We start from the raw sequence: 15,762 nt of genomic DNA, 5'->3' as shown, positions 1-15,762 counted from the left end.
CCTCACAGAATTGGCCTGACGGCCAATGCGCCTTGGACCGGGCTTGCTATATGAGGGCCGCACGCTCCAAGGCGCTCGCCCCAAACTGGCCGACTTTTGCTCCGCCACAATGGCCGAATTTTACTCCGCCGTTGACAGTCGCATATGGGCTGACGGTACAGAGGTCGGTCTTTCGACTTTGAACATGCGGGTGTACCACGGCCATGACGACCAGTTGCCCGATCCGCTGATTGAGGCGATTGAAGGAGACGATGCCGTGCCAGCCTATCGCGGGACGGCATATGTTGTTTTCGAAGATCTACAGCTTGCCCCTTATGGCAATAGGATTCCGCAGTTCAGCTTCGAGGTCGTCCGACACGCGCCTGGTGGGTTGGGTGAGCATGGGAATATCTCTCAGGACATTACGGCAGTTGCAATGATCCCAGGATCCGGAGAGTACGCTCTGGCCACAACCCCTGTTCACTATGAGAAAGCGCTGGCGGCTGCAGAGTCCTCGAATGTGAACAGCTTCTCAGGGATCAGCGATCTGGAGAGTTCGGTCGGCGCATTGGTCGAGGAAGCTCCGAATTGCAGGGCGAGCTCGCTCGTCGTTTCGTGGTTCGGGGATGACTTGCGATGCGGCTCCTGCACGATCCAGCCCAAAGTAGAGCAAACACAATATGACGGTGTTGGGATGCCATGGCAGGTCTGCGGCGTTGCGCGCGCCGATGCGCCCGTCATTTCCCAAATCGACGGCAATCCTGTTTATGGCGGGACACCTTCTGACCAGTCGGTCATCGAAGCAATCCGGCATTTGAATGCTGTTGGCCAACAGGTGATGTTCTATCCGTTTATCTTGATGGATCAGTTGTCTGGCAACGGTTTAGCTGATCCATGGGGCCTCGGAGAAGAGCAACCGCCTTTGCCTTGGCGGGGACGGATTACTCTCTCCGTAGCGCCATCCCGCCATGGGTCACCCGATGGCACAGCCTTGGCCGATGAAGAGGTCGCGAAGTTTGTGGGGACGGCGCGGCCCTCTGATTTCAGCTTCGACGGCGAAAAGATCATCTACAATGGTCCCGATGAGTGGTCGCTGCGGCGCTTTGTTTTGCATTACGCTATGCTCTGTCAGGCTGCGGGCGGTGTGCATGCCTTCTGCGTGGGTTCAGAACTTCGGGGTTTGACACAAATTCGGGGTGCAAATGGTTTTCCGATTGTCCAGGCGCTGATCGCACTGACTGATGATGTGCGTGCTATTCTCGGGGATGAGACAAAGCTGGGCTATGCCGCAGACTGGAGCGAATATTTCGGGTATCAACCGACAGATGGAAGCGGTGACCGATACTTCCATTTGGACCCCTTGTGGGCACATCCGCAAATCAACTTTGTCGGTATCGACAACTACATGCCCCTGTCGGATTGGCGCGATGAAATCGATCATGCAGACTCCGCTTGGGGCGACGTGTATAACCTTGATTACCTGAAGAGTAATATCGAGGGTGGAGAGGGCTTTGACTGGTACTACCCAAGTGCCGTGGCGCGCGACAAACAACAGCGCGCACCAATCGCCGATGGCGGGTATGGTGAGCCCTGGATTTATCGCTCCAAGGATATTCGCAGCTGGTGGGCGAGTCATCACCACGAACGGATTGCAGGTATACGGGCTGAGTCCGCCACGGAATGGCAGCCGTTTTCCAAACCCATCTGGTTCACGGAGATTGGTTGCGCGGCAGTCGACAAAGGCACCAACCAGCCCAACAAATTCGTTGATCCGAAGTCGTCGGAATCTGCTTTGCCCTTCTACTCTACGGGAGAGCGGGACGAATTTATTCAGATGCAATATCTGCGTGCGATGCGGGAATATTGGCAAGAACCCGAGAATAATCCCGTTTCTCCGGTCTATGGAGAGCGGATGATCGATGCCTCGCGAATGTATGTTTGGGCATGGGATGCGCGACCCTATCCAGCTTTTCCGAACCATGGTCTGGTGTGGAAGGACGCGCCGAACTACTTGCGCGGTCATTGGATCACGGGGCGCAGTGGTCATCGAACTTTGGCGTCCGTTGTGGCCGAGATTTGCGCATCTGCCGGGGTGACGGACATCGACACCCAAGACCTTTATGGTGTGGTTCGCGGCTACTCCGAAGATGGTCCGCAATCGGCGCGTGCTGCGTTACAAGGGCTGATGCTGACCTATGGGTTCGACGCGTTTGAGCACAATGGCGTGCTGGTGTTCCGCTCTCGCAAGTCGGGTGCCACTAAGCTAGTGGACAGAGCAGAAGTCCTGCAGTCACATGACGGGGACCTCCGCAAAGAGCGGTCAACTGCTCTTGAGGTGCCGAATTCTGTTGGCTTGTCGTTTTTCGAGGCAGATGCTGGCTTTGAGCCTGTGTCGGTCGAGGTCCGAGCCCCTTGGGACAGCATTCAGCGGCCTGTCCAAAACGAAGTTCCGTTGGTCTTGACCCGAGCCGAGGCGAAACAGGCCAGCAATCGGTGGCTCAGCGAAGCACAGGTTGGCCGAGAGACCTGCGCCTTTTCGTTGCCTCCGTCTCGGAGCGACATCGCGGTTGGAGATCTGGTTGCTTTTGCAGACGAACCGGAACTCATATACCGTATTGAGGGAGTGACGCTGTGCGAGGGGCGCGAAATAGAGGCTGTGCGCGTCGATCCTTCGGTCTATCAAGCAGCGCCAGAAGTCGCCGAGCAGGTCATAACAGCGCCTTATGTGCCACCGCTTCCAGCACTGTGCCTGGCGCTTGAATTGCCACTTTTGCGCTGCGATGAGGTGGCTCATGCGCCTTATCTTGCGGCAACCTCCGATCCTTGGCGTGACGGGGTCAACGTTTACACCAGCCCCACGGACACTGGTTTCACGTTGTCCAATACGCTCACAGCGCCGGCGACCATTGGCCAGCTGGACACAGCGCTTCTTCCTGCGCCTTGCGGGATCGAACAGAGGGGGATCTCTTGTGACGTAGCGCTCGCCACCGGTACACTTGCTTCGGTCGGTGAAGACGCTTTTCTGTCAGGTGGAAATCTGGCCGCCATCGGGTCTGGATCGGCAGACGGCTGGGAGCTTCTCCAGTTTAGACAGGCAGAGCCCCTCGGGAACGGCCGGTATCGACTGTCTGGCTTCTTGCGCGGGCAGGCAGGGACGGATTGGGTCAATACGGATTCATGGCCCGAGGGCAGCTACTTTGTTCTGCTCGACGGAGCGCTTGGTCAAATGGATCTTGCGCTTGCGCATCTGAACAGCCCCCAGTTCATTCGCTCTGGGCCGGTTGGACGGTCGTATGACGATCGATCCTATACAACCCAAGAACTCACTTTTGTTGGGCGCGGGCTTTCACCCTATCGGCCTTGTCACCTGAAATGCACAAAGTCTGGCACAGAACACGAACTCACTTGGGTCCGGCGGACGCGTATCGGTGGAGATGACTGGGACCGCGAAGATGTGCCGCTCTCTGAAACAAAAGAGGCTTATCGGCTTAGCATTTTTTCACAGGGTGTCCTACGACGCGAAGTGACTCTGTCAGAGGCTGCTTTCACCTACTCGCAGGATCAGAGAATACTAGATCAAAGCCAAGACGAATACCGCTTTGAAATCGCTCAGGTTTCGGACCTTTTCGGTCCGGGCCCCGCGGCAAGTTTCACCGTGTCTTGATCGCAAACAACAGGCGGTGCTCATTGAGCGCCGCCTCTTCACATTCTCGTCCTTGTGTTTCGCAGTACAAATCTATTTGTTATGGTGTCCGAAAGAGCGGAGAGCCCCTATGCCCGAGACACAGTCAAAAATTGCCGAGGTCGATCCTGTCTGGAATCGCATCGTGCAAGAAGCCGAAGAGGCGATCCAAGAAGAGCCACTTCTCGGCGGTTTGGTGCATTCTACAATTTTGCATCACGGCTCTTTGGAGCGCGCGTTGACATACCGGATGGCGATGAAATTGTCCTCGCCCGAGATGTCCGGACAGTTGTTGAGCGAGATTGCCGAAGAAGCCTATGCCAAGGACCCAGCGCTCGGCGAGGCGGCGCGCGCAGACATCGTTGCGGTCTTTGAGCGCGACCCTGCATGCCTTCGCTACATTCAACCGCTTTTGTTTTTCAAAGGCTTCCAAGCAGTCCAGAGCTATCGCGTGGCGCACTGGTTGTGGAAAACCGGTCGCAGGGACTTGGCTTACTTTCTTCAGATGCGAATTTCCGAGCAGTTCGGATTGGACGTGCATCCCGCAGCGCGAATCGGGCGTGGCATCATGATCGACCACGCGCATTCGATCGTCATCGGTGAAACCGCTGTGGTTGGTGACAACGTGTCGATGCTGCACTCGGTGACCCTTGGTGGCACCGGGAAAGAAGAAGAGGACCGCCACCCGAAAATCGGCAACGGCGTTCTGATCGGCGCCGGCGCAAAGGTTCTGGGAAACATCAAAGTTGGTGACTGCTCGCGCGTTGCTGCGGGTTCCGTTGTCCTTCAAGATGTTCCGCCCTGCAAAACTGTAGCAGGTGTGCCAGCGCGCATTGTCGGCGAGGCAGGGTGCAGCCAACCATCCCTGAGCATGGACCACAGTTTCCCGTCCCAAGGCGGATAGTCCGTTCGATATTAATGTTGATTGCGGGATTGCAGAAACGCAGTCCCGTTTCTTTTTGTCCCTATGCGTAGTGGGTAGCCAGTCTTACATGCCTGCAAAAATCCACGCTAAGAAACCCAATTCAAAAATGTATATTTATCAGGGTTTTAAATAGGGAAAGGGCGAAACGGATATGTCCGTTTCGCCCTCGGTTCCATGAAAGTGAGCGGCTTTCTTGCAAACGACCCTAATACTTTTGTCGCAGAAAGATCAAACTGCCCATTCGGGTATTCGAATATCTTTCGAATGTATGGCTGTCTATCTTACGCCAGCATCATCATCGGGTTCTCGAGGTTCTCTGCGATCGCCTGCAGCAGCTCGGCTCCTAGTGCGCCGTCAATCACACGGTGATCAACGCTCAGGGTGACGGACATGACGGTCGCCACTTCGATTTCGCCGTCTGCGTTCACCACCGGCTTTTTCACGCCAGCACCAACCGCAAGGATCGCACCGTGGGGCGGGTTGATCACAGCGTCGAAGTTGTCGATGCCGAACATGCCGAGGTTCGAGATGGCAAAGCTGCCGCCTTGGTACTCGTGGGGCGCAAGTTTGCGGTCACGGGCACGTTTCGCCAGATCCTTCATCTCTGCCGACAGAGCGGACAGGGACTTCATCTCGGCGTCTTTCAGCACGGGCGTGAAGAGACCACCGTCGATCGCAACCGCAACGGCCACGTCCGAAGGCTTCAGTTCCAGCACGCGATCACCGGCCCAAACCGCGTTTGCGGTGGGAACGGCTTGCAGCGCCAGAGCCGAAGCTTTGATGATGAAGTCGTTGACCGACAGCTTCACACCGCGCCCTTCGAGCTGCTTGTTCAGCTGGCTGCGGAACTTCAGCAGCGCGTCCAGCTTGATGTCGCGGCGCAGGTAGAAGTGCGGGATGGTCTGCTTGGCTTCGGTCAGGCGGCCCGCAATGGTCTTGCGCATACCGTCGAGCTTCTTCTCTTCGAACTCGCGGCCCTCGTACATTTTGAGGACAGCGTCGGTCGACGGACCTGCAGGCGCGGCGGCAGCTGCGGGCGCAGCGGCAGGGGCTGCCGCTGCAGGCGCGGCGGCTTCGGCCTTGGGCGCTGCGGTCGCGCTTTCGACGTCGGCTTTGATGATACGGCCACGGGGGCCCGAGCCTTTGATCGACTTCAGGTCCAGACCCTTGTCCGCAGCGATGCGGCGCGCCAAGGGAGACGAGAAGATGCGGTCACCGCTGTCGGTGGTTGCCGCCGCAGGGGCAGGGGCCGCAGCCGAAGGCGTTGCCGCCGCGGCTTTGGTCTCTTCGGCTTTGGGCGCTTCTGCCGGAGCCGCCGCAGGGGCCGCTCCGATATCGTCCGCGCTTTCGCCTTCGGCCAGCAGAACCGCGATGGGGCTGTTGACCTTCACGCCTTCGGTGCCCTCGGCGATCAGGATCTTGCCAACAACACCTTCGTCCACGGCTTCGAATTCCATCGTGGCTTTGTCGGTTTCGATCTCGGCCAGCAGGTCGCCCGAGTTCACGGTGTCACCCTCTTTGACCAGCCATTTGGCCAGCGTGCCCTCTTCCATGGTCGGAGACAGGGCGGGCATCAGGATTTCGGTAGGCATTCTGCGATCTCCTTAGCGGTAGGTGACTTGTTTGACAGCGTCGATCACCTCGTCGGTGGTGACCAAAGCCAGCTTTTCAAGGTTCGCGGCGTAGGGCATCGGAACGTCCTTGCCGGTGCAGTTGATGACCGGTGCGTCCAGATAGTCGAACGCTTCCTGCATCAGGATCGAGCTGATGTGGTTGCCGATCGAGCAGACAGGGAAGCCTTCTTCGACGGTGACGCAGCGGTTGGTCTTCATGACCGACTTGATCACGGTGTCTTTGTCCAGCGGACGCAGGGTGCGCAGGTCGATGACTTCGGCGCTGATGCCTTCTTCGGCCAGCTTGTCAGCCGCTTCTAGGGCGTAGGTCATGCCGATGCCGAACGAGACGATGGTCACATCGGTACCTTCGCGCCAGATTTTGGCTTTGCCAAAGGGCACGGTATAGTCGTCCAGAACGGGCACATCGAACGATTTGCCATACAGGATCTCGTTCTCGAGGAAGATGACCGGGTTCGGATCGCGCACGGCAGTCTTGAACAGACCTTTGTAGTCCGCTGCCGAGTAGGGCATCACAACTTTCAGGCCGGGGATCTGCGCGTACCAAGCTGCATAGTCCTGGCTGTGCTGCGCGCCAACGCGGGCGGCGGCGCCGTTCGGACCACGGAACACCATCGGTGCGCCCATCTGGCCGCCCGACATGTACAGGGTTTTCGCAGCAGAGTTGATGATTTGGTCGATCGCCTGCATCGCGAAGTTAAAGGTCATGAACTCGACGATGGGCTTCAGACCACCGAACGCGGCACCCACAGCCACACCGGCAAAGCCGTGCTCGGTGATGGGGGTGTCGATCACGCGCTTGGCGCCGAATTCGTCCAGCAGGCCTTGGGTGATTTTGTAGGCACCCTGATACTCGGCGACTTCTTCACCCATGATGAACACGCCTTCGTCGCGGCGCAGTTCTTCGGCGATGGCGCTGTTCAGCGCTTCGCGGACGGTCATGGATTTGAATTCGGTGCCTTCGGGGATGTCCTGCTCTTCGGGGACAACGACCTCGACCGGACCCTTGGGCGCGGCGGGCGCGCTGGGGGCGGCTTCGGCAGCAGGCGCAGCGTCTTCTGCAGGGGCAGAAGAGGTCGCCACATCGTCAGCGCTTTCGCCTTCTTCGACCAGCACGGCGATGGGGGTGTTCACCTTTACGCCTTCGGTGCCTTCGGCGATCAGGATCTTGCCGATGATGCCTTCATCAACAGCTTCGAATTCCATGGTCGCTTTGTCGGTTTCAATCTCGGCGAGGATATCGCCAGAGTTTACAGTATCGCCTTCTTTGACCAGCCACTTGGCCAGTGTGCCCTCTTCCATCGTGGGCGAAAGGGCGGGCATCAAAACTTCGGTTGCCATAATCCTATGTCCTCTCCCTTAGGCGTCTGCTTCTTGGCCTGCGGGCAATTCCGCGGCGTAGATGTCGGTGTAGAGTTCGTCGAGCGCGGGCTCGGGGCTTTCCTTGGCGAACTCGGCGCTTTCGTTGACAACAGACTTGATCTCTTTGTCGATGGCTTTCAGGTCATCTTCGGACGCGTGGCCGCCGGACAGCAGCAGATCGCGCACGTGTTCGATTGCGTCACGCTCTTCGCGCATCTTCTGCACTTCTTCGCGGGTGCGGTATTTCGCAGGGTCCGACATGGAGTGACCGCGGTAACGGTATGTTTTCACTTCCAGAATGTAGGGGCCTTTGCCTGCGCGGCAGTGTGCGACAGCTTTCTCGCCCGCTTCTTTGACCGCCAGAACGTCCATGCCGTCCACTTCTTGACCTGCGATACCGTAGGCTTCGCCACGTTTCCACAGGGCAGGGGATTTGGTCGAACGTGCGACCGAGGTGCCCATGGCGTACTGGTTGTTCTCGATCACGAAGATGACCGGCAGTTCCCAGAGCTGCGCCATGTTATAGGTCTCGTAGACCTGACCTTGGTTCGCTGCGCCGTCGCCAAAGTAGGCAAAGGTCACGCGGTCATTTCCAAGGTATTTGTCGGCAAACGCCAGACCGGCACCGATCGGCACCTGCGCACCCACGATGCCGTGGCCACCGTAGAAGTGCTTCTCTTTCGAGAACATGTGCATCGAGCCGCCTTTGCCGCGCGAATAGCCGCCTTCGCGGCCAGTTAGTTCGGCCATGACGCCCTTAGGGTCCATGCCGCAGGCCAGCATGTGGCCGTGGTCGCGGTAGGATGTGACGCGCTTGTCACCTTCGCTTGCTGCCGCCTCAAGGCCGACAACAACAGCTTCCTGACCAATATACAGGTGGCAAAACCCGCCGATCAGGCCCATGCCATAAAGCTGGCCTGCCTTTTCTTCGAACCGGCGGATCAACAGCATTTCACGATAGTATTCGAGCAGCTCTTCCGCCGATACATTCGGTTTTGCTGGACTTTTCCGAGTGGCCATAATCCGTCCCCTCCCATTTTCAAGCAAATAGTTTAACGTTGAACTATCTATATCCTATCTGTTTCCATGATGCGAGAGAAAATCTTGCACACCCGAAAAACGGGAGCGCATCGCAACGGCTTTGCAAAATCTGAAGGGGGCTTAGTATACAGATCGGAGTAATCTGTAAGTATTGTATACAAAAAACCGCCCCCCGAAGGGAGCGGCCTTGTCGTGTGAGTGGTGACAAGAAACTTTATTGAATGATGATCTCGTTGGATCGAACCATTCCAAGGACCTCGCGGGCCTGCTCATCCAGCAGATCCAGATCCAGATAGCGGTCAGACAGACGACGGGTCAAATTCTCCATCCTGTCGACCTCTGCTTGCAGTGACGCAAGTTCGGCGCGCAGCGCCTGGGTCTCCGCCTCGATTTCAGCGCGACGGAATACACCGTAATCACCCTGAACCGCAGCGAATGTAAAGTAGAGACCTAACGTAAAGGCCGCAGTAAAGTATATCAAGAACCCGAGACCGGGACGTTGCTCTGCCATGCTGCCTCTGGCGGTTATCCGCTCTGTCGTTGCGTAAGCCTGTGGATAAGATATTGCCACAACGATACAAATCAGGGAATACCCCAAATTTGGGGGGTAGGTATGGCCCACCCCCTCAGTTTTGTGGGGTGCCCTAGCCGAGCGCGGCGACGCCCGGCAGGGTTTTGCCTTCCATCCACTCCAAAAACGCGCCGCCAGCGGTGGAGATGTAGGTGAAGTTGTCAGCTGCACCGGCCTGATTCAGTGCCGAAACGGTATCGCCGCCACCTGCGATCGACACCAGCTTGCCCTGTTTGGTCAGCTCGGCGGCCGCTTTGGCCGCAGCGTTGGTCGCAGTATCAAAGGGCTCAATCTCGAAGGCACCAAGGGGACCGTTCCAGATTAGGGTTTTCGACTGCTCGAACACCGACACGATCTTCTGAACCGCGGCAAGGCCCGCATCCAGGATCATCGCATCCTCGGGGCAGGCGGTGTTGGCCACGGTATCGTTCTTGGCGTTCGCCGCGAATTCCCAAGCCACAACAACATCTTCTGGCAGGACGATCTCGCAGCCTGCGCCGCTGGCTTTGTCCATGATCTCTTTGGCGGTGCCGGTCAGGTCATGTTCGCAGAGCGATTTGCCAACGTTGATGCCCTGTGCGGCAAGGAAGGTGTTGGCCATGCCGCCACCGATCACCAGATAATCGACCTTCTCGATCAGGTTCGACAGCAGCTCAAGCTTGGTCGACACCTTGGCCCCACCGACGACTGCAACAACAGGGCGCTCGGGCTGTCCCAGAGCGGACTCGAGTGCGGTCAGTTCGGCTTCCATGTTGCGGCCCGCGCAAGAGGGCAGCAGATGGGCCACACCCTCGGTCGAGGCATGGGCACGGTGGGCCGCAGAAAACGCATCGTTGCAGTACACGTCACCCAGAGTTGCAAGGAACTTGGCCATCTCTGGGTCGTTCTTTTCTTCGCCAGCAGCGAAACGGGTGTTTTCAATCAGGATGATGCTGCCTGCGTCAGCGGCATCCAACTGAGCGGAATCAGGCTTCTCGATGAAGGTCACCTTGCGGCCCAGAACCTCTTCGACCTTGGGGGCGACGTGGCTCAGGGACATTTCCGGCACAACCTGACCCTTGGGGCGACCGAAGTGCGCCAACAAGACAGGGGTGCCGCCAGCCGCAAAGATCGAGTCGATGGTGGGCTTGATGCGTTCGATACGGGTGGCGTCGGTGACGACCCCGTCTTTCATCGGGACGTTGATATCTACACGGGTCAGAACGCGTTTGCCGTTCAGGTCCATCTGGTCGAGGGTTTTCCAGGCCATAATCGTGGCTCCTCCTAAATATAACCTGCGCGTTTCTTCGCGTGTCGGGACGCTCAGGTCAACGGCTTAGCTTGGCAATCCTGCGTCCAAGGCTTAAGTCTGTGCGCAAATACCAATGAGAGGACCAGTTATGGCCGAGATCAAAGATCCTGAAAACACCATCCTGATCGAACTGAAGGACGGCACCGTGACCATCGAACTGCTGGCCGACGTCGCGCCCAAGCATGCAGAACGCATGAAAGAACTGGCCCGCGAAGGCGCGTATGACAATGTCGCGTTCCACCGTGTGATCGACGGCTTCATGGCGCAGACTGGCGACGTGCAGCACGCGAACATGGAAAAGGACTACAACCCTGGCCGCGCAGGCACCGGTGGGTCGGACAAGCCCGATCTGCCCGCAGAATTCAGCAAGCTGCCCCATGACCGTGGCACTCTGGGTGCGGCGCGTTCGATGAACCCGAACTCGGCGAACAGCCAGTTCTTTATCAACTTCAAGGACAACCACTTCCTGAACGGTCAGTACACCGTTTATGGCCGTGTGGTTTCCGGCATGGAGTTCGTGGACAAGATCGCGCGCGGCGAGCCCCCTGCGAACCCTGACCGCATGATCAGCGTCAAGGTGGCCGCAGATGCGTAATCTGTCGGCTCTGGGGTTTGCACTGGTTGCAGGCCCCGCACTGGCAACCGGTCTGGATATCACGGTTTCGGGCGAGGCCAACGGCACCGTCCACGTGGACCTGTTCGAAGATGTCGCCCCCCAGCACGTAGAGCAGATCACCGCTCTGGCAGCCGAAGGGGCTTATGATGGCGTGGTGTTCCACCGCGTGATCGACGGCTTCATGGCGCAGACGGGTGACGTGCAGTTCGGCAAAATGGGCGAAGGCTTTGACATCCGCCGCGCTGGTATGGGCGGGTCGGACCGCGAGGACCTGCAGGCCGAGTTTTCGGACAAATCGTTCGAGCGCGGTGTTGTCGGCATGGCGCGGTCTCAGAACCCAAACTCGGCAAACTCGCAGTTCTTTATCATGTTCGCGCCTGCGCCCCATCTGAATGGTGGCTACACCATCGTGGGCGAAGTGACCGAGGGCATGGACGTGGTTGACGCGATCAAGCGCGGCGCGGGTCGCAATGGCGCTGTTGTCGGCGAACCTGACGTGATGACCAAGGTTGAAGTCACCGAATAGGAGCTGACTCTGTGCGCCGCTATCGCGGCGGATTGGGTATTTTTACCAAGAAAGAGGGGCAGGCGCTGTTGAGCGTCTGCCCTTTTTCTTTTTGGCAAAGAGGCGCGTGAAGGGGGCGAGGAGGGTAGTTGGCCCTTGGGTGTGGGCCTGTGCCCCTGTGCCGAGTTTGAATCGGGCAAGACCTGCGGCGCGGTCGGTGTCCAGAATGCCAAGGTCGAGACGCGTGACCCCTTGGTCGCGCAGGGTCAGCGCGGCATAGAACAGCAGAAGGTTTTGCGCGTGCACCTTGCGTCCCTCAGCTGTGGTCCACGCAATCTGGTAGGTGGCGCTGTCGCCGTGGATCAGGATCAAGAGGGCGGCAATCGGGTTGCCTTTGTGGAGGGCAGTCAGTGTAAAGCCCTTGCCCTGCGTGCGCGCCCATGTGGCGACAAAGGCGGGCGGATAGGGGCGGAAGCGTTTCAGCTTTGCTTGTTCCGCGTTGGCTTTCAGAAGCCAGTGATCGGGCGCGGTTGGAAGATTCTCGTTGCGGATCGACAGGCCGGATGCTTCTGCTTTGATAAGACGGTTGCGCCACTTCTGGCAGAGCCCTGCGCGGAGGTCCGTCCGCAAATCCCAGATGGCAGAGGTTGCTGGCGTCATAATCGGGATGGCGCGCCGTGCGATGGGGTCGTCGGCGCTGTTTGCCGCCATGAGGATGGCGCGTGCCTTGATGCGCCTTGTTAATCCTGTCAGGGCAGTTTTCTTTTGTATGCTCGATAGGTGCTCCGACCAGATCGGACCGCCGATGATGGATGCGACCGTGCCGATCACCGGAACCTGCCGGAAGAGAACATGTGCCTGACCCAGAGGTGCGGAGACATCCCCGAGGGTCAGGCAAAGTGTTTTATGACCCAGTGCTGCGCAAGTTCTGTGGTATGCCGCGCTTTGCTGCAGGGGAACCGTGTGAGTGGCCGGGGGGATGGCTGACGGTGCGGTCCATGCAAGGTTCATGGACATCATTAACCATATCTAAACTTAACGACTGGTTAATGCCGGTATGGAATTTTTTAAGAAACCTGAAAAAACCGTAAAGGGCGTTCACGCAAAAGCGCCCCGACCAACGTTGATCGGGGCGCTTTGGTTGTTCTGCGTTTTGGCTGTGCCTGTGTACTTGGGGCTCAGCCTGATTGATTGGCTGGTTTAGCCCAGTTCGACGATGGCGTGGCGTTTCTTGCCTGCGCTCAGCTTCAGGGGGCTGGACAGATCGGCTGCGGTGATCAGCTTGCCCGCGTCGGTGACGGCCTCGTCGTCGATCTTAGCGCCGTTGTCGGCGATCAGGCGCTTGGCCTCTTTGCCAGTGGCTGCAAGGCCGGAACGGACAAAGATCTGCACGACCGAGATGCCATCGCCAAGCTCATCGGCGCTTAGGGTTAGACGGGGCAGGTCGCCGCCAGCGATGCCCTTTTCAAAGACCTCTTTGGCGGTGGCTTCGGCGGCTTTGGCCGCTTCGACCCCGTGCAGCAGGCTGGTGACTTCGTTCGCCAGAATGATTTTGGCTTCGTTGATCTCGGAGCCTTGCAGCGCGCCAAGACGCTCGCACTCGTCCACGGGCAGCTCGGTATAGAGCTTCAGGAAGCGGCCAGTGTCCGCGTCCGTGGTGTTGCGCCAGAACTGCCAGAAGTCATAGGGCGACAGCATGTCGGCGTTCAGCCACATGGCGCCGCCTTGGCTCTTGCCCATTTTCTTGCCGTCGCTGGTGGTCAGCAGGGGCGAGGTCAGGCCGTAGATTTCGTGGTCCAGCACGCGGCGGGTCAGGTCGATGCCGTTGACGATGTTGCCCCACTGGTCAGAGCCGCCCATCTGCAAAAGACAGCCATAGCGGCGGTTCAGCTCGAGGAAGTCATAGGCCTGCAGGATCATGTAGTTGAACTCGAGGAAGCTGAGCGACTGTTCGCGGTCCAGACGGGATTTGACCGATTCGAAGGACAGCATACGGTTCACGCTGAAATGGCGGCCGATGTCGCGCAGGAACTCGAGGTAGTTCAGGTTGTCCAGCCACTCGGCGTTGTTCAGCATGATCGCGCCATTGAGTGTGTCGCTGTAGCTGAGGTAGCGGGCGAACACCTGCTGCATCCCGTCGATGTTCGATTGGATCTGATCGGGGCCAAGCAGGGGACGTTCATCGCTGCGGAAGGACGGATCGCCCACTTTGGTGGTGCCGCCGCCCATCAAGGTGATGGGTTTGTGGCCGGTTTTCTGCAGCCAGCGCAGCATCATGATATTCAGCAGGTGCCCGACGTGCAGCGACGCGGCGGTGGCGTCGTAGCCGATATACGCAGGGACAGTGCCCGCCATCAGCGCGTCATCGAGGCTCTGATAGTCGGTGCAATCCGCCAGATAGCCGCGCTCGATCATGATGCGCAGGAATTCAGACTTTGGATGGTAGGTCATTGCACTTGTCCCTTTTACGGTTGCGAGGCACTCTATAGAGCGGTTGCGAGCAGAGGAAAAGCGCATGAAGCAATCTGGTGTGCTGCAAGCCCTGGGAACGATGTCAGGAACATCGCTCGATGGGGTGGATGCGGCAATTGTACTGAGTGATGGCGAGCGGATTCACGGGTTCGGGCCGTCGGCCTATCGGCCCTATACGGACTGGCAGAGGGACACGTTGCGCGCCGCTTTGGGCCAGTGGCAGGACGGGGATTTCGAAGAGGCCGCCGAGATTGTCGAGACAGTTCATGCGCAGGTGATGGCCCCCTTTGGTCCGGTTGATCTGGGGGGATTCCACGGGCAGACCTTGGCCCATGACCCATCAGGGCGCGGCACGCACCAATGCGGAGACGGCGCGGTTCTGGCCGAATTGCTGGGATATCCGGTCGTGTGGGATTTCCGATCCGCCGATGTGCGCTTGGGCGGTGAAGGGGCGCCTCTGGCCCCGTTTTTCCATTTTGCCTGCGCCAAGTATATCGGGGCTGAGGAGCCGATTACTTTTCTGAATTTGGGCGGTGTGGGGAACATCACCTATGTGGACCCGCGGTTTGACCGGCCCGAGGAAGAGGGCGCGTTGTTGGCGTTTGACACGGGGCCTGCGAATGCGCCGGTGAATGACGTGATGTTTGCGCGGCTGGGGCAGGCCTATGACGCAGATGGTGCGTTGGCGGCCACGGGCGTCGTGGATGAGGCTTTGATTGCTGACGTGTTGGAGCGCGCATTCTTCCACCGCATTCCGCCGAAATCTTTGGATCGCGATGACTTTGCCGATGTGATCGGGCGGGTGGATGGTCTGTCCGATGCGGACGCTGTAGCGACCCTGTCGATGCTGTCGGTGCGCTGTGTGGCGGCGGGGCTGGAGCATTGCCCGGCGGTGCCGTCCAAGCTGCTCGTGACTGGTGGCGGTCGAAAGAATGCGTTTATCATGAATGGCTTGCGCGGCGCGGTTAATGCGGAGGTTCTGCCAGTCGAGGACGTTGGTTTGGACGGAGATATGCTTGAGGCGCAGGCTTTTGGGCATTTGGCCGTGCGGGTATTGAAGGGGCTGCCGACGTCGTGTCGGTCGACCACTGGCGTGCCTGCGGCAGTGGGCGGCGGTATTGTGAGCCGTCCGGCGGCAGGGGCTGTGGCGATCGGGGAATAAGGGGGCGCTGCCCCCTCCGGCGCGGGGCGCCGTCACCCCCGGAGTATTTCTTGCAAAAAGAAGCCTAGCTGCGCGGGATGTCGAAGTCCGGCGGGGCGAGGGTGAAGCCTTCGAACTCGAAGGCGGGGCTGACTGTGCAGCCAACCAATGTGTAGTCGCCTGTGGTTTTGGCGGCCTGCCAGTGGTGTGGCGGGACGATCAGTTGCGGCTGTTCGCCGTTCAGGACGTCTGGGCCGAGCATGTGATCCTTAGCGGGGCCTTCGTCCGATTCCGAGAGGCTCAGGATCAGGGGAGCGCCTGCGTAGTAATGCCAGATTTCAGCGGCATCGACGCGGTGCCATTGGCTGGACTCGCCCGCTTTGAGCAGGAAATAGATGCAGGTGCCAGCGGGGCGTTTGCCGTCTGCGCTGTCTGCAATCCATGTCTGACGGTAATAGCCGCCCTCGGGATGGGGCTGGAGGGCGAGGCGCTCAATGAGTTGGTCAGCTGTGGTCATGGGGCGAGTTGAGGGGCGATTAGGCA

At 58.8% G+C, this 15,762-nt stretch carries 13 protein-coding genes; 5 read left to right on the top strand and 8 right to left on the bottom strand.

Translation table 11 applies throughout. From position 1 onward, the window contains the following. Positions 1-25 precede the first annotated feature (25 nt). Complete coding sequence (locus AB9K37_RS18230; protein WP_369841453.1) at positions 26-3,643, top strand: glycoside hydrolase/phage tail family protein; 3,618 nt, start codon at positions 26-28, stop codon at positions 3,641-3,643. A 109-nt stretch (positions 3,644-3,752) separates the two neighbouring features. Next, positions 3,753-4,565, top strand: a complete 813-nt coding sequence (cysE, locus tag AB9K37_RS18225) for a serine O-acetyltransferase (protein ID WP_369841450.1) — start codon at positions 3,753-3,755, stop codon at positions 4,563-4,565. 302 nt (positions 4,566-4,867) lie between these two features. On the opposite strand, the gene AB9K37_RS18220 is transcribed toward cysE, so the two are convergent. The 5 genes from AB9K37_RS18220 to pgk all read right to left on the bottom strand — a co-directional run bounded on the left by AB9K37_RS18220 (position 4,868) and on the right by pgk (position 10,443). Further along, a complete protein-coding gene (locus tag AB9K37_RS18220; protein ID WP_369841447.1) occupies positions 4,868-6,178 on the bottom strand; it encodes a pyruvate dehydrogenase complex dihydrolipoamide acetyltransferase in 1,311 nt (436 codons plus the stop codon). A gap of 12 nt (positions 6,179-6,190) precedes the next feature. Beyond that, on the bottom strand, positions 6,191-7,561 hold the full coding sequence (locus AB9K37_RS18215; protein ID WP_293707620.1) for a pyruvate dehydrogenase complex E1 component subunit beta: 1,371 nt from the start codon (positions 7,559-7,561) through the stop codon (positions 6,191-6,193). A gap of 18 nt (positions 7,562-7,579) precedes the next feature. After that, entirely contained in the window at positions 7,580-8,602 is a 1,023-nt protein-coding gene (gene pdhA, locus AB9K37_RS18210; protein WP_369841444.1) for a pyruvate dehydrogenase (acetyl-transferring) E1 component subunit alpha, read from the bottom strand. A 235-nt stretch (positions 8,603-8,837) separates the two neighbouring features. Continuing rightward, complete coding sequence (locus AB9K37_RS18205) at positions 8,838-9,134, bottom strand: septum formation initiator family protein (protein ID WP_369841441.1); 297 nt, start codon at positions 9,132-9,134, stop codon at positions 8,838-8,840. Between the two features lie 133 nt (positions 9,135-9,267). Continuing rightward, positions 9,268-10,443 carry a phosphoglycerate kinase gene (gene pgk / locus AB9K37_RS18200; protein ID WP_369841438.1) on the bottom strand — a complete coding sequence of 392 codons (1,176 nt, stop codon included), beginning with the start codon at positions 10,441-10,443 and terminating at the stop codon, positions 9,268-9,270. 130 nt (positions 10,444-10,573) lie between these two features. Between pgk and AB9K37_RS18195 the strand changes: the two genes are divergently transcribed. Further along, positions 10,574-11,080, top strand: a complete 507-nt coding sequence (locus AB9K37_RS18195; RefSeq protein WP_369841435.1) for a peptidylprolyl isomerase — start codon at positions 10,574-10,576, stop codon at positions 11,078-11,080. Continuing rightward, positions 11,073-11,627 carry a peptidylprolyl isomerase gene (locus AB9K37_RS18190; RefSeq protein WP_369841431.1) on the top strand — a complete coding sequence of 185 codons (555 nt, stop codon included), beginning with the start codon at positions 11,073-11,075 and terminating at the stop codon, positions 11,625-11,627. The genes AB9K37_RS18195 and AB9K37_RS18190 overlap by 8 nt, the downstream gene beginning before the upstream one ends. Positions 11,628-11,669: 42 nt before the next feature. Here AB9K37_RS18190 and AB9K37_RS18185 read toward each other — a convergent pair whose 3' ends face one another. Beyond that, positions 11,670-12,623 carry a GNAT family N-acetyltransferase gene (locus tag AB9K37_RS18185; protein ID WP_369841428.1) on the bottom strand — a complete coding sequence of 318 codons (954 nt, stop codon included), beginning with the start codon at positions 12,621-12,623 and terminating at the stop codon, positions 11,670-11,672. A 183-nt stretch (positions 12,624-12,806) separates the two neighbouring features. After that, on the bottom strand, positions 12,807-14,057 hold the full coding sequence (gene tyrS, locus AB9K37_RS18180) for a tyrosine--tRNA ligase (protein ID WP_369841425.1): 1,251 nt from the start codon (positions 14,055-14,057) through the stop codon (positions 12,807-12,809). 64 nt (positions 14,058-14,121) lie between these two features. Here tyrS and AB9K37_RS18175 point away from each other — a divergent pair, with 64 nt between their 5' ends. Continuing rightward, entirely contained in the window at positions 14,122-15,240 is a 1,119-nt protein-coding gene (locus AB9K37_RS18175) for an anhydro-N-acetylmuramic acid kinase (RefSeq protein ID WP_369841422.1), read from the top strand. 64 nt (positions 15,241-15,304) lie between these two features. Here the strand turns inward: AB9K37_RS18175 and AB9K37_RS18170 are convergent, their stop codons facing one another. Beyond that, the gene (locus AB9K37_RS18170) at positions 15,305-15,736 is read right to left on the bottom strand and encodes a cupin domain-containing protein (protein WP_369841420.1); all 432 of its coding nucleotides are present in this window, start codon (positions 15,734-15,736) and stop codon (positions 15,305-15,307) included. Between the last annotated feature and the right edge of the window lie 26 nt (positions 15,737-15,762).

Origin of the sequence: Donghicola sp. XS_ASV15 (genome assembly GCF_041224595.1) — a bacterium.
Lineage (GTDB): Bacteria > Pseudomonadota > Alphaproteobacteria > Rhodobacterales > Rhodobacteraceae > Donghicola.
The sequence above is the reverse complement of the archived record's forward strand: the minus strand, read 5'-3'. Positions and strand labels throughout refer to the sequence as shown.